Here is a 13,458-nt window from a genome sequence, read left to right as displayed (position 1 = left end):
TCAGCCTCGCCGTCGGGCCCCGCGCGGTCATCGGGGAGAGGTTCGCTCCCTGCTTCCCACTTTCGATGGATCCGCTCCCGCGCGCGCCGCCGTACGCTCCAGGGGACATGGCCCACCGCACCCTCTCCCCCGTGTTCGTGGGGCTCCGCACCGGACTGCACGTGCTCGTCGCGGCGCTGCTCGCGCTCGTGGTCGTCCGCGTGCTCGTCGCGGACGGCCCGCGCACCGGGCTCGCGCTCGCGCTGGCCGCCGCGTTCGCGGTGCTCTACCTGCTCGGCGCCCGCGTGCGGGTCGTGCGCGAGGCGCGGCGGGCGGCCGTCGGGGCCGCGTGGATCACCGCGCTCACCGCCGCGTGGGTCGCGCTCCTCGTGCTCGTGCCGGACGCGGCCTACCTCGTCTTCCCGCTCTTCTTCCTCTACCTGCACGCGCTGCCGCGGGCCGCCGGGCCGATCGCCGTGGTGGTCGCGACGCTCGTCGCGGTCGTCGCGCTCGGGCTGCACGGCGGGTTCACGATCGGCGGCGTGATCGGTCCGCTCGTCGGCGCGGGCGTCGCCCTCCTCATCGGGTTCGGCTACCGGGCGCTCGCCCGCGAGTCGGCCGAGCGGGAGGAGCTCGTCGCGGAGCTCATCGCCACGCGCGACCTGCTCGCCGCGACCGAGCGCGAGCAGGGGGTGCTGACGGAGCGCGCGCGGCTGGCCCGGGAGATCCACGACACCGTCGCGCAGGGCCTCAGCAGCATCCAGATGCTGCTGCACGCGGCCGAGGCGGCCGACGGCGACCGGCCGGGCCTCGACCACATCCGCCTGGCCCGGGCGACCGCGGCCGACGGGCTCGCCGACACGCGCCGGTTCATCCGCGAGCTCGCGCCGCCCTCGCTCGACGCGGGGCTCGGCGCGGCGCTCGGCCGGCTGAGCGCGCAGTGGCGCCGAGAGGGGCTGCGCATCGACGTCGCCGTCCCGCCGATGGAGCCGGCGCTGCCGATGGACGTGCAGACGGCCCTGCTGCGCATCGCGCAGGGTGCGATGGCGAACGTCGCGCAGCACGCCGACGCGAGCGTCGTGGAGATCGGCCTCGCGGTCACGGCGACGCACGCGACCCTCACCGTGCGCGACGACGGCGCGGGCTTCGACCCGGCCCGGGTCGGCGCGGATGCCGGCGCGTCCGACTCGTTCGGCCTCCGCGCCATGGCGCAGCGCGTGGACCAGCTCGGCGGGACCCTCGACGTCGACAGCGCGCCCGGCCGGGGCACCGCCATCACCGCGATCCTGGGGGTCGAGCCGTCATGATCCGCATCGTCATCGCCGACGACCACCCCGTGGTCCGCGCCGGCCTCCACGCCGTCCTCGACGCCGCGGCGGACATCGACGTCATCGGGGAGGCGGCGACGCCCGCCGAGGCCGTCGCGCTCGCGGCGTCCGAGGATCCCGACCTCGTGCTGATGGACCTCCAGTTCGGCCAGGAGCGCACGGGCGCCGACGCGACCCGGCAGATCCGGGCGGCGGAGGCGGCCCCGTACGTGCTGATCCTCACCAACTACGACAGCGACGGCGACATCCTCAGCGCGGTCGAGGCGGGCGCCAGCGGCTACCTCCTCAAGGACGCGCCGCCGGCCGAGCTGCTCGCGGCGGTACGGGCGGCCGCGGCCGGCGAGAGCGCGCTCGCTCCCGCGGTCGCGAGCCGCCTCCTCGCCCGGATGCGCGCCCCGCGCGTGAGCCTGTCGTCGCGCGAGATCGAGGTGCTGCGGCTCGTCGCCGACGGGGCGTCGAACACCGACGTGGCCGCGCGCCTGCACATCACCGACGCGACCGTGAAGTCGCACCTCGTGCACGTCTTCTCGAAGCTCGGCGTGAGCTCCCGCACGGCCGCGGTCGCGGCGGCGCGGGAGCTGGGGGTGCTGCGCTGAGGAGGGATCCCGCCCGACGACGACCCAGCGCACGACGAAGGGCCCCGGTCTCCCGGGGCCCTTCGCGCGGATGCCCGGCTGCGCGCGAGGCGCGGTGCCGGATCCTGCTGGCGGTGGCGGTGGGATTTGAACCCACGGTGGAGTCTCCCCCACACACGCTTTCGAGGCGTGCTCCTTAGGCCGCTCGGACACGCCACCGGGATCGAGTGTAGTACAGGGCGGAGCCGCGGCCGCACGGGGCGGGCGGCGGCGGATCAGCGCGCGGGGGCCAGCGCGCGCACGGGGACGGGCGCCTCGACGCGCACCGGGTCGGACGCGATCCGGGCCGCGCGCGGGAGCGTCACGGGCATCGCCGCGTCGACCACGCGGATGCCCCGCACCTCGACCGCGGCCGGCACGGGCACGGCGATGAGGTCGCCGGCCGCGAGGTCGGCGGGCAGGCGCACGGCCTCGCCGCCGACCTCCGCGGGTCGCGCCGCGGCGGTCGACGCCCGGCCGAGGAGCCGCGCCTCCGCCCACGCGCAGGCGAGGCCGGCGACGTCGGCGTCCACGAGGAGGGCGCGCGGGGCGTCGGCGGTCGCGGGGGCGACGGCGAGGATCCGCAGCACGACCGCCGAGGCGCGTGCCGTGCGCGACGCGCGTCCGCTGCTGCCCCGCTCGACCGCGGCCGCGGTCGTCGTGCAGGGCGTGCCGCGCTCCGCGGCGAGCGCGACGAGGGAGACGTCGCCGACCCGCAGGTCGGTGGTGGTGGCGACGGTGCCCGCGGGCCAGAGGGCGGCGGCGAGCGGATCCGGGATGCTGCGGCGGAGCGACGGGAGGATCGCGGTGAGGGTCATGGCAGCAGGTCTACCGCCGCGGCCGGCCGCGGGAGCCGGCCCTGACGGAAGCCATGCGCCGGGCCGGGCGACCCTCACGGGATCCGCACGGCCGTGGACGCCGTGGACGCCGCGGGCGCTCCGGGCCCGCAGCGGGCATGCTCGAGGGATCCCGTCCGCTCGTCCCGAAGGAGACCCGTGCCCGAGAACCGCGACCCCGCCCTCCCGTGGCTCCTCTTCGACATCGGCGGGGTCCTCATCACCCGGCCGGACGACATCGGCGCGATCAGCCGCGCGCTCGACCCCGACGCCCCCGGTGGCGAGGACGCGGAGGCCCGCGTCCGCGACGCGTTCGACGCGCACCGCGAGCCGTACGACCGCGGCGGCAGCGCGCGGGAGTTCTGGGAGGCCGTCGCCCGCGACCTCGGCCTGCCCGCGCCCGGCGAGGACGACCTCGCGGAGCTGATCGCGATCGAGCAGCGCCGCTGGGGAGCGCCGGACGACCAGACCCTCGCCGCCCTGGATCGCGCCGTCGCCGCGGGATACCCGCTCGCCATCCTCTCCAACGCCCCGCACGAGCTCGCCGACGTGCTCGAGGATCCCGCGGGCTGGGGCGCGCGCTTCCAGGTCGTGCTGGTGAGCGCGCGGATGGGGAAGGCCAAGCCCGACGCCGACGTGTGGCCGCACGCGGTGGAGCGCCTCGGCAGCCCGGCCGACCGGATCGTGTTCGTCGACGACAAGCCCGCGAACGTCGACGCCGCCCGCGCGGCCGGCATCCACGCGCACGTCTGGGAGGGCCTCGGCACGCTCGACCGGATCCTCGACGGCACGCTCGCCTGACGCCGCCGGGGCGGCGACGACCCCTAGGGCTGCGCGGCCGCCCGGATCGTCACGCGCCCCTCCACGATGCCCGCCGCGATCGTCGGCATGGCCGTGCTGGTGTTGCGGGCCTCGCGGCGGATCAGGCGGAACGCCTCGTCCATGTCGACGCCGTGGGTGTGCGCGATGACGCCCTTGGCCTGCTCGATGAGCACGCGGCTGTCGAGCGCGTGGCGGAGCTGATCGTGCACGACGGTGCTGTCGCGGATGGTGCGCTCCTGCAGCACGCTGATGGTCGCCACGTCGGCGAGCGCCTGCGCGGCCGTCGCGTCGGCCTCGTTGAGCACGCCCTCGTGCTCCCGGAAGAGGTTGAGCGAGCCGATGACCTGCCCGCGCAGCCGGAGCGGGATCGCGTGCACCGACACGTACCCGGCGCCCGCCGCCTCCGCCGCGAAGGCCGGCCAGCGGTGGGCGATCTCGCGCACGTTGGCGACGGACACGACCCGGCCGGTGGTCACGGCCTCGACGCACGGGCCCTCGCCGACCTCGAGCTGCATCAGCCCGACGAGCCGGCTCTTCTCGCTCGTGGACGCGACGACCTCGAGGTGCGCGGGATCCGGCCCGATGATGATGCCCGCCGCGCTCGCGTCGAACAGGAGCGTCACCTGGTCGACGAGCGTCTGGAGCAGGTCGACGACGTCGAAGTCGCCCACGAGCGAGTCGGCGAGGCTCACGAAGGTGTGGACGAGCTGCGCTTCCCGGGTATCCGGCATCGTCGTGGTTCCTCTGGGTCGATCGGGCATTCGGTGGTGGTGCGGGTCAGCGGTCGGGGCTGAAGTCGAGGGCGCGGCCCACGACGTCCTCGGCGACGTCGCGCAGCGAGCGGCCGGTGGCGAACGCGTGCCCGCGGAGGACGAGGAGCGCGTCGGCCGGAGGGATCCCCATCTGCGCCACCACCATCCCGGTGGCCTGGTGCACCTCGCGGCGCGAGAACCGGCCTCCCCAGGATCCAGTGTCCTCCTGCGGGCCCTCGGCGGCCAGGAGCGCGCGGCGGAGGACCTGCCGAGCGACGATTCGGGACAGGGTGGTGGCGTCGGCGACCTCCTGCTCGGAGATGTCGCGCGCGGTGCGGGAGTAGAGGTCCACCGCGCCGAGGCGGAGGCCCGCGACCACGAGCGGGAAGGCGAAGACGGCGCCGAGCCCGGTCGCGTGCATGGCCTCGCGGGCGAGCGGCCAGGACGTGCCGTCGGATCCCTGCACGTCGGGCTCCAGCACGGGCCGGCGCGTGGTCAGCGCCTCCCAGCACGGGCCCTCGCCGAGGTCGATCTGGATCTCGTCGAGCCGGGCCGCCCGGTCGTCCGACGCGCAGACGGTCTCGCTGCCGAGCGGATCCCCGAGCGTGGAGACCGCGGCGCCGCTCATGCCGATGGCGGCGACGAGGGGGCCGCAGAGGTCGGCGTCGGTCGACGTCGCGTGCTCGAGCGCCTCCGCGGCGTCGGCGACGAGGCCGCGCCTAGGCACGCGTCCCCGGGTGCGGGGCGATGGCTGTGATCACGAGATCCTCCGTGGCCCGTCGAGTCCGCGAAGGGCGACGCGGAACGCAGGGACCGGGTACCGACCGCACGTCAGCCTAGCGTCGCGGCGGCGCCGCCGGCAGGGCGGGCCGGGACCGGCGGGTCCGCCGGAGCGGACCCGGCATCAGCGGGGTCTGGGCTGACTGCATGAGGCCTCGTCGCCCGGTCGGTGACGCATGGCCGCGGCTGGGCGCCCGAGCGGGTACCGGAGCCAGGATCGCCGTCGGATCGAGGTTCGGATGGATCCCGCCCGTCCGTGCGTCGTGATGCCGCAGGGCCGAGGATCACGCTAGGACAGCTCCGGTGCCGTGGTCGAGCGACGGGCGGCGGTCCGCGGTCCGCGGAGAATGGATGCATGACGCTGCGCGACGACCCCTCCGCCCGACCCGACGCCGACCGGTCGGAGGAGGACCGGTCCGTCACCGTCGGGATCCTCGGCGCCGGCAAGGTCGGCACGGTGCTCGCCCGCCGCGCGATCGCCGCGGGGCACCCGGTGCTCATCTCCGGGTCCGGTGATCCGTCGCGCATCGCGCTCATCGTCGACGTGCTCGCGCCCGGCGCCGTCGCCACCACCTCGGCGGACGCCGCGGCTCGCGCCGACGTCGTGATCCTCGCGCTCCCCCTCGGCAAGCTGCCTTCCGTGCCCGTCGCGGAGCTCGCGGGGAAGCTCGTGGTCGACTCCATGAACTACTGGTGGGAGGTGGACGGCCACCGCGACGACCTCGCGAACCCCGCCTCCTCCACGAGCGAGCTCGTGCAGGACTTCCTCCCCGGATCCACCGTCGTCAAGGCCTTCAACCACATGGGCTACCACGACCTCGACGAGGGGCCCCGGCCCGCCGGCGAGCCCGGCCGCAAGGGCATCGCGGTCGCGGGCGACGACGACCGAGCGCGCGCCACGGTCGCAGCGCTCGTGGACGCCTTCGGCTTCGACCCCGTCGACATCGGCCCGCTCGCGGCCGGCCGCGTGCTCGAGCCCGGCCGCTCGCTCTTCGGCGTGAACGTCGACGCGGACGAGATCCGCCGCCTGGTGGCGCTCGAGACGGCGGACGTCACGGCCGCCGACGCCGGCTCCGCCGAGTAGCCGGCGTCCCGGTGGACATCGGCGGCTCGCTCGGCGAGATCACCGTCACGGTCGCGCTGCTCATGATCCTGGCGGCGCTCGCGGCCGGCTGGATCGACGCGGTCGTGGGCGGCGGCGGCCTGCTGCAGCTGCCGGCGCTGCTGCTCGTGCCGGGGATCACGCCGGTGGAGGCGCTCGCGACCAACAAGCTCGCGTCGCTGTTCGGCACGTCGACGAGCGCGGTCACCTGGTACCGCCGCACGCACCCGGACCTCCGCACCGCCCTGCCCATGGCGGCCGTCGCGCTGGCCGGCTCCTACGGCGGCGCGAGCCTCGCGGCGCTCCTGCCGGCGTCGGTGTTCAAGCCGCTCGTGGTGGTCGCGCTGATCGTCGTGGCCGTCGTCACGATCGCCCGCCCGAAGCTCGGCGACGTCGCCGCCCTCCGCCACACCGGCCGGAAGCACCACGGGATCGCGGCGCTGCTCGGCGTGGTGATCGGCTTCTACGACGGCCTCATCGGACCCGGCACGGGCACGTTCCTGATCATCGCCCTCATCACCGCCCTCGGCTACGACTTCGTGCTCGCGAGCGCCAAGGCGAAGATCGTCAACGTCGCGACGAACCTCGGCGCGCTCGCCTTCTTCATCCCGCAGGGCCACGTGCTCTGGGCGCTGGCGCTCGGCATGGGCGTCGCGAACATGGTCGGCGGCTACGCGGGATCCCGCATGGCGGTCGCCCGCGGCAGCCGCTTCATCCGCGTCGCGTTCATCGTGGTGGTCGCGGTGCTGATCGTGAAGGTCGGGTCGGACGTGGTGGCGGAGTGGGCGGGGTGATCTCCCCTTCGCTGGCCTGGTGCCGCTCGCCGACCCCGTGAGAAGGTCGGGCATGCCCCGCACCGCACGCGCGCCCCGCGCCCTCGGTCTGCTCGCCGCGACGCTGCTCGCGTCGGTCTCACTGAGCGCATGCACGACGTTCGGCTATGCGTGCAACGAGCCCGGCTACGCGAACACCCTCGACGTGCAGGTCGTCGGATCCGAGGAGGCTGTCGCGCGGGTGGTGCTCGTGCGCATGTGCGACGAGGAGGGATGCTCGCAGACGCTCGAGCAGTCCCGTCTGCCGGCCATCCCGGAGTCCGAACGGCCGGAGCACATGGCCACCGCCACCGGCCCCGGCCACTGGACGATCGCGCGGGGCATGACGACCCCGGCGCAGGCGACGATCACCGCGCTGGCAGCGGATGGGGCCACCGTGACCGAGGTGACGCCCGAGCTCTCCTGGAGGCCGGTCGATCCCTTCGACCGGTGCGAGGGCCCGAAGACCGCCGGCACCGTCGACCTCTCCGTCGCCGACTGACGGCCGCGACGCGCAGGATCCCCGCATGCCCATCCTCCCGAAGGACCGCGACCCAGCCCTCATCACCGTGCGCCGCGGCGGCACGCTGACCGACGACGACCACCGGCTGCTCGCGACGTGGGCGATCGCCTGCGCGGAGCACGTGCTGCCGCTGTTCGCGGCCGAGCGGCCCGACGACCCGATCCTCCGTGCGACGCTCGAGGTCGCCCGCGGCTGGGTGCGCGGCGAGGTGCCGATGAGGGAGGCGCACCAGCGGTCGTTCCGCGCGAACGCCGCCGGGAAGGGCCTGCCGGATCCCGCGCGCTTCGCGGCGCTCGCGACCGGGCAGGCGGTCGCGGTCGCGCACGTCGCGGCGCACGACCTGGGTGCGGCCGCCTACGCGATCCGCGCGGCCACCGCCGCCGCCCCGCCCGCCGAGCAGGACGCCTCCCGCGACGCCGAGCGCGCCTGGCAGCGCGAGCGGATCCCCGCCCACCTCCGCGCCGCCGTCCTCGCCGACCAGCGCGCCCGCAGCGCGATCTGCTGGGGCGCCTTCGACGACCTCGCCTGACCCCGGTCACGATCGGGCGACGGTCCGGCACCGCGGCTCCGGGACGTGCGACCGTCGAGCATGCCCGTCGCACGAGCAAGCCGCCGCGTCCTGTCCGCGCTCCTCCTCCTGGGCACGACCGCGGCGCTCGCGACCGGGTGCGCGTCGTCCGGCGTCGCGTGCCCGGCCATCGCGTGGGCGAACCAGGCCGAGGTCCGCCTGACGGGCAGCGCGCAGGCGGTGGAGCGCGTCGCATGGGTGGAGCTGTGCGACGACAGCGCGTGCTCGCGCTCGGCGGAGGATCCGCGGGACACCGACGCCGACGACCGCCTGCCGATGGACCTGACCTACGAGGCCGTCCGGTCGAGCCCGGACGTGTGGACCATGCAGCTCGTGATGGCGGCCCCGGACGCCGTCGTCCTCACGGCCTACGCCGCGGACGCGTCCGTGCTCGCGACGGCGGAGGCCGACCTCGCCTGGACCCGCGTCGGCGGCTCCGCGCAGTGCGGCGGCCCGGGCGTCGCCGATCCCGTCGACCTCCCCATCCCGGGCTGACGCGCGCCCCGCCGATCCCCCGCGTAGGAGTGTCGTGAGGTTCCCCCCGCGCCCGTGAGGGAACCGTATGGATGCGTGAGGACGCCCGCGCGCGAGGTGTCTAGTGGTGCCTCGTGCCCCGCCGGGCACCCGCGTCCGACCGGCCGCGGCATCCCTCAACGGAGGATCCCCCAGTGCTCGACCTCGTGTACATCGCAGGCGCCATCGTCCTGTTCGCCCTCGTCGGCCTCGTCGGCCGGGGGGTGGAGAAGCTGTGATCACCTCGTTCGCCGACGCCGCCGGCCTCGCCGCCGCCGTGCTCGGCATCGCCTCCGTGGTGTACCTCGTGTACGCCCTGATCCGCCCCGAGCGGTTCTGATGGACACGCTCGCCGGGATCCTCCAGGTCGCGTCCGTCGTCCTGGTCCTCGTCCTCGTCCACCGCCCGCTCGGCGACCTCATGGCGCGCATGTACGAGTCGCGCCACGACTCGCGCGTGGAGCGCTTCCTCTACCGCCTCATCGGCGTGGATCCCCGCTCCGAGCAGACCTGGCCCGCCTACCTCCGCGCGGTGCTCGCGTTCTCGCTCACGGGCGTCCTCGTCGTCTACGCGATGCAGCGCCTCCAGGGCTTCCTCCCCTACGCGCTCGGCCTCCCCGCCGTGCCCGAGGGCCTCTCCTTCAACACGGCCGTCTCGTTCGTCACCAACACGAACTGGCAGTCGTACTCGCCCGAGGCGACCATGGGCTACACGGTCCAGCTCGCCGGGCTCGCCGTGCAGAACTTCGTCTCCGCGGCGGTCGGCATGGCGGTGGCCATCGCGCTCGTCCGCGGCTTCGCCCGCACGCGCAGCGGCACGATCGGCAACATGTGGGTCGACCTGCTCCGCGGATCGCTCCGCCTGCTCCTCCCGCTCTCGCTCGTCACCGCGGTGGTCCTCATCGCCGGCGGCGTGATCCAGAACTTCGCGGGCTTCCAGGACGTGCAGACGCTCGCCGGCGGCACGCAGACGATCCCGGGCGGGCCGGTGGCCTCGCAGGAGGCGATCAAGATGCTCGGCACGAACGGCGGCGGGTTCTTCAACGCGAACTCCGCGCACCCGTTCGAGGACCCGACCGCGTGGACCAGCGCGTTCCAGGTGCTGCTGATGCTCGTGATCCCGTTCTCGCTCCCCCGCACCTTCGGCAGGATGGTCGGCGACACCCGCCAGGGCACCGCGATCGCGGCCGTGATGGCGACGATCTTCCTGGTCTCCTTCACCGCGCTCACGATCTTCGAGTTGAACGGCGCCGGCACCGCCCCGATGGCCGCCGGCGGCGCGATGGAGGGCAAGGAGCAGCGCTTCGGCATCATCGCCTCGACGCTGTTCGGATCCACCTCCACGCTCACCTCGACGGGCGCCGTCAACTCGATGCACGACTCGTACACGGCGCTCGGCGGCATGATGCCGATGATCAACATGATGCTCGGCGAGGTCGCCCCCGGCGGCGTCGGATCCGGCCTCTACGGCATGCTCGTGCTCGCCGTCATCTCGGTGTTCGTCGCGGGCCTGCTCGTCGGTCGCACGCCCGAGTACCTCGGCAAGAAGATCGGGCCGCGCGAGATCAAGCTCGCGAGCCTCTACATCCTCGTCACGCCGATCCTCGTGCTCGTCGGCACCGCGCTCAGCTTCGCGATCCCCGCCGTCCGCGACGACGTGGAGGGCACCTCGATCCTCAACGGCGGGCTGCACGGCCTGTCCGAGGTGGTCTACGCGTTCACCTCGGCGGCCAACAACAACGGATCCGCGTTCGCCGGCCTCACCGCCTCGACGCCGTGGTTCAACACGGCGCTCGGCGTCGCGATGCTGCTCGGGCGCTTCCTGCCGATCGTGTTCGTGCTGGCGCTCGCCGGATCCCTCGCGGCGCAGGACCGCATCCCCACGACATCGGGGACGCTGCCCACCCACCGGCCGCAGTTCGTCGGCCTCCTCATCGGGGTGACGGTCATCGTGACCGCTCTCACCTACTTCCCCGTTCTCGCGCTGGGTCCCCTGGCGGAAGGGCTCGCATCATGACCGTCCTGACCACCCCCGAGACGGAGGCCGCACCGGCTCCCGCCTCCCGCGCCCGGGCCATCGACGCCCGGCAGCTCGCCGAGGCGCTCCCCGGGGCGTTCCGGAAGCTGGATCCGCGCCTCATGTGGCGGAACCCGGTGATGCTGATCGTCGAGGTCGGCGCCGTGTTCACCACCGTCCTCGCGATCGCCGAGCCCTTCACGGGCGGCGCCGGATCCTCCGGCGGCAGCTCCGTGCCCGTGACCTTCACGGCCGGCATCGCCCTGTGGCTCTGGCTCACGGTCGTCTTCGCGAACCTCGCGGAGTCGGTGGCCGAGGGCCGCGGCAAGGCGCAGGCCGACAGCCTCCGCAAGACCCGCACCAGCACGATGGCGCACGTCGTCGCGACCTACGACGCCTCCGGGGATCCCGGCGCCGAGCGCGCCGAGCTCCGCGAGGTGTCGAGCGCCGACCTCACGCTGGGCGACACGGTCGTCGTGGTCGCCGGGGAGTCGATCCCGGGCGACGGCGACGTGGTGTGGGGCATCGCCTCCATCGACGAGTCGGCCATCACGGGCGAGTCCGCCCCGGTGGTCCGCGAGTCCGGCGGCGACCGCAGCGCCGTCACGGGCGGCACCCGGGTGCTGAGCGACCGGATCGTCGTGCGCATCACCTCGAAGCCCGGCGAGACCTTCGTCGACCGCATGATCGGCCTCGTCGAGGGCGCGTCGCGCCAGCGCACGCCGAACGAGATCGCGCTGAACATCCTGCTGGCGAGCCTCACGATCGTCTTCGTGATCGTGGCGCTCACGCTCAACCCGATCGCGTCCTACTCGGCGGCGACCGTGAGCGTGCCGGTGCTCATCGCGCTGCTCGTCTGCCTCATCCCCACCACGATCGGCGCCCTGCTGTCGGCCATCGGCATCGCCGGCATGGACCGGCTCGTGCAGCGCAACGTGCTCGCCATGTCGGGCCGCGCGGTGGAGGCCGCCGGCGACGTCACTACGCTGCTCCTCGACAAGACCGGCACCATCACCTACGGCAACCGCCGCGCCAGCGAGCTCGTGGCCGTGGACGGCGTCGGGGCCGAGGAGCTCGCCCGGGCCGCGGCCATGTCGTCGCTCGCGGACCCGACGCCGGAGGGATCCAGCGTCGTCGACCTCGCGGTCGCCCAGGGCCTCGACACGACCACGCTGCCCCGCGGCGTCGACGTGCCGTTCACCGCCCAGACGCGCATGTCGGGCGTCGACCTGCCCGACGGCACGGTCGTCCGCAAGGGCGCGTCGTCCGCCGTCATCGCGTGGCTCGAGGAGGGCGGCCGCCCGCTGCCCTCGACGCTGCACGCCGAGCTGACCGAGGTCGTCGAGTCCGTCTCGAACGGCGGCGGCACCCCGCTCGTCGTCGCGATGAAGGACGCCGCCGGCGCCGGCCGCGTGCTCGGCGTCGTGCACCTCAAGGACGTCGTCAAGGACGGCCTCAGGGAGCGCTTCGCGGAGCTGCGCGCGATGGGGATCCGCACCGTGATGATCACGGGCGACAACCCGCTCACCGCGCGCGCCATCGCGGCCGAGGCCGGGGTGGACGACCACCTCGCCGAGGCCACGCCCGAGGACAAGCTCGCGCTCATCCGCAAGGAGCAGGAGGGCGGCCGCCTGGTCGCCATGACCGGCGACGGCACCAACGACGCGCCCGCGCTCGCGCAGGCCGACGTCGGCGTCGCGATGAACACGGGCACGTCGGCCGCGAAGGAGGCCGGCAACATGGTCGACCTCGACTCGGACCCGACCAAGCTCATCGACATCGTGCGGATCGGCAAGCAGCTGCTCATCACCCGCGGCGCGCTCACCACGTTCTCCATCGCGAACGACGTGGCGAAGTACTTCGCGATCATCCCCGCCATGTTCACGGGCGTCTTCCCGCAGCTCGCGGTGCTCAACGTGATGCAGCTGCACTCGCCGGCGTCCGCGATCCTCTCCGCGATCGTCTTCAACGCGCTGATCATCGTGGCGCTCATCCCGCTGGCCCTGAAGGGCGTGGCCTACCGGCCGCTCAGCGCCTCCAAGGTGCTCAGCCGGAACCTGCTCGTCTACGGGGTCGGCGGCGTGATCGCGCCGTTCATCGGCATCAAGCTCGTCGACCTCGTCGTCAGCCTGATCCCCGGCTTCTGATCCCCCTCCTCACCGAACAGCCAATAGAAGGAAGCGCATGTCCTCCCCCCGCCAGTCCCTCCGCACCGCCGGCGTCGCCGTCCGCGCGATGGCCGTCCTCACCGTCGTCCTCGGCGTCGGCTACACGGCCGTCGTCACGGGCATCGGCCAGCTCGCGCTCCCCGCGCAGGCGGACGGCTCGCTCGTCTCCGCCGACGGGCAGGTCGTCGGCTCGTCGCTGATCGGCCAGTCCTTCCAGGACTCCGACGGCGCCGCCCTCCCGGAGTGGTTCCAGTCCCGGCCGTCGGCCGCGGGCGACGGCTACGACGCGTCCGCCTCGAGCGGCAGCAACCTCGGCCCCGAGAACGAGGACCTGGTCGCCTCCATCGAGGAGCGGAAGGCCGCGATCGCCGCGTCCGACGGCGTGGACCCGAGCACCATCCCGGCCGACGCGCTCACCGCGTCCGCGTCGGGGCTCGATCCTCACATCAGCCCGGAATACGCTCGGGAGCAGGTGGCGCGCGTGGCCTCGGCCCGGGGCATCCCCGAGCAGCAGGTCGCGAGCCTCGTCGAGCAGCACGTGCAGGCGCGCGACCTCGGCTACCTCGGGGAGCCGACCGTGAACGTGCTCCAGCTGAACATCGCGCTCGCCGGCCTCGGCGGCTGACGCCCGCACCACGCGGGCAA

Annotated in this window: 15 protein-coding genes and 1 tRNA gene; 12 read left to right on the top strand and 4 right to left on the bottom strand. The window is 74.2% G+C overall.

Annotation, left to right across the window (positions count from 1 at the left end; all coding sequences use genetic code 11):
* Positions 1 to 107 precede the first annotated feature (107 nt).
* Complete coding sequence (locus FGI33_RS14445) at positions 108 to 1,286, top strand: sensor histidine kinase (protein ID WP_237582064.1); 1,179 nt, start codon at positions 108 to 110, stop codon at positions 1,284 to 1,286.
* Positions 1,283 to 1,903: a response regulator gene (locus tag FGI33_RS14440; RefSeq protein WP_086521820.1), complete on the top strand. Its 621-nt coding sequence runs from the start codon at positions 1,283 to 1,285 to the stop codon at positions 1,901 to 1,903. Before FGI33_RS14445 ends, FGI33_RS14440 begins: the two co-directional genes overlap by 4 nt.
* Positions 1,904 to 2,011: 108 nt before the next feature.
* Here FGI33_RS14440 and FGI33_RS14435 read toward each other — a convergent pair.
* Both FGI33_RS14435 and FGI33_RS14430 read right to left on the bottom strand, forming a co-directional pair.
* Positions 2,012 to 2,101: transfer RNA gene (locus tag FGI33_RS14435), tRNA-Ser, on the bottom strand.
* Positions 2,102 to 2,157: 56 nt separating this feature from the next.
* Entirely contained in the window at positions 2,158 to 2,739 is a 582-nt protein-coding gene (locus FGI33_RS14430) for a hypothetical protein (RefSeq protein WP_237582063.1), read from the bottom strand.
* Between the two features lie 177 nt (positions 2,740 to 2,916).
* On the opposite strand from FGI33_RS14430, the gene FGI33_RS14425 reads away from it, so the two are divergent.
* Positions 2,917 to 3,558, top strand: a complete 642-nt coding sequence (locus FGI33_RS14425; RefSeq protein WP_119434810.1) for an HAD family hydrolase — start codon at positions 2,917 to 2,919, stop codon at positions 3,556 to 3,558.
* Positions 3,559 to 3,581: 23 nt separating this feature from the next.
* Here FGI33_RS14425 and FGI33_RS14420 read toward each other — a convergent pair whose 3' ends face one another.
* Together FGI33_RS14420 and FGI33_RS14415 are read right to left on the bottom strand one after the other, a co-directional pair.
* Positions 3,582 to 4,310, bottom strand: a complete 729-nt coding sequence (locus FGI33_RS14420; protein ID WP_119434811.1) for a GAF and ANTAR domain-containing protein — start codon at positions 4,308 to 4,310, stop codon at positions 3,582 to 3,584.
* 46 nt (positions 4,311 to 4,356) lie between these two features.
* Positions 4,357 to 5,058: a GAF and ANTAR domain-containing protein gene (locus tag FGI33_RS14415; RefSeq protein ID WP_119434812.1), complete on the bottom strand. Its 702-nt coding sequence runs from the start codon at positions 5,056 to 5,058 to the stop codon at positions 4,357 to 4,359.
* A 408-nt stretch (positions 5,059 to 5,466) separates the two neighbouring features.
* Between FGI33_RS14415 and FGI33_RS14410 the strand changes: the two genes are divergently transcribed.
* From FGI33_RS14410 to kdpC, 9 genes are all read left to right on the top strand, one after another.
* The gene (locus FGI33_RS14410) at positions 5,467 to 6,195 is read left to right on the top strand and encodes an NADPH-dependent F420 reductase (RefSeq protein WP_119434813.1); all 729 of its coding nucleotides are present in this window, start codon (positions 5,467 to 5,469) and stop codon (positions 6,193 to 6,195) included.
* Between the two features lie 11 nt (positions 6,196 to 6,206).
* Positions 6,207 to 7,007, top strand: coding sequence for a sulfite exporter TauE/SafE family protein (locus FGI33_RS14405; protein ID WP_119434814.1), 801 nt, complete (start codon positions 6,207 to 6,209; stop codon positions 7,005 to 7,007).
* Between the two features lie 52 nt (positions 7,008 to 7,059).
* Positions 7,060 to 7,527 carry a hypothetical protein gene (locus tag FGI33_RS14400; protein WP_119434815.1) on the top strand — a complete coding sequence of 156 codons (468 nt, stop codon included), beginning with the start codon at positions 7,060 to 7,062 and terminating at the stop codon, positions 7,525 to 7,527.
* A 25-nt stretch (positions 7,528 to 7,552) separates the two neighbouring features.
* Positions 7,553 to 8,077, top strand: a complete 525-nt coding sequence (locus FGI33_RS14395; protein WP_237582062.1) for a putative immunity protein — start codon at positions 7,553 to 7,555, stop codon at positions 8,075 to 8,077.
* 60 nt (positions 8,078 to 8,137) lie between these two features.
* Positions 8,138 to 8,611 carry a hypothetical protein gene (locus FGI33_RS14390; protein ID WP_119434351.1) on the top strand — a complete coding sequence of 158 codons (474 nt, stop codon included), beginning with the start codon at positions 8,138 to 8,140 and terminating at the stop codon, positions 8,609 to 8,611.
* A 253-nt stretch (positions 8,612 to 8,864) separates the two neighbouring features.
* Positions 8,865 to 8,969, top strand: a complete 105-nt coding sequence (gene kdpF / locus FGI33_RS14385) for a K(+)-transporting ATPase subunit F (RefSeq protein ID WP_043668301.1) — start codon at positions 8,865 to 8,867, stop codon at positions 8,967 to 8,969.
* A complete protein-coding gene (kdpA, locus tag FGI33_RS14380; RefSeq protein ID WP_119434350.1) occupies positions 8,969 to 10,645 on the top strand; it encodes a potassium-transporting ATPase subunit KdpA in 1,677 nt (558 codons plus the stop codon). Before kdpF ends, kdpA begins: the two co-directional genes overlap by 1 nt.
* Positions 10,642 to 12,792: a potassium-transporting ATPase subunit KdpB gene (gene kdpB / locus FGI33_RS14375; protein WP_119434349.1), complete on the top strand. Its 2,151-nt coding sequence runs from the start codon at positions 10,642 to 10,644 to the stop codon at positions 12,790 to 12,792. Before kdpA ends, kdpB begins: the two co-directional genes overlap by 4 nt.
* Positions 12,793 to 12,829: 37 nt before the next feature.
* Entirely contained in the window at positions 12,830 to 13,438 is a 609-nt protein-coding gene (gene kdpC / locus FGI33_RS14370; RefSeq protein ID WP_119434348.1) for a potassium-transporting ATPase subunit KdpC, read from the top strand.
* Positions 13,439 to 13,458: the final 20 nt, after the last annotated feature.

This window comes from Clavibacter phaseoli (assembly GCF_021922925.1).
GTDB lineage: Bacteria > Actinomycetota > Actinomycetes > Actinomycetales > Microbacteriaceae > Clavibacter > Clavibacter phaseoli.
This window is presented reverse-complemented; position numbering and strand designations above follow the sequence as displayed.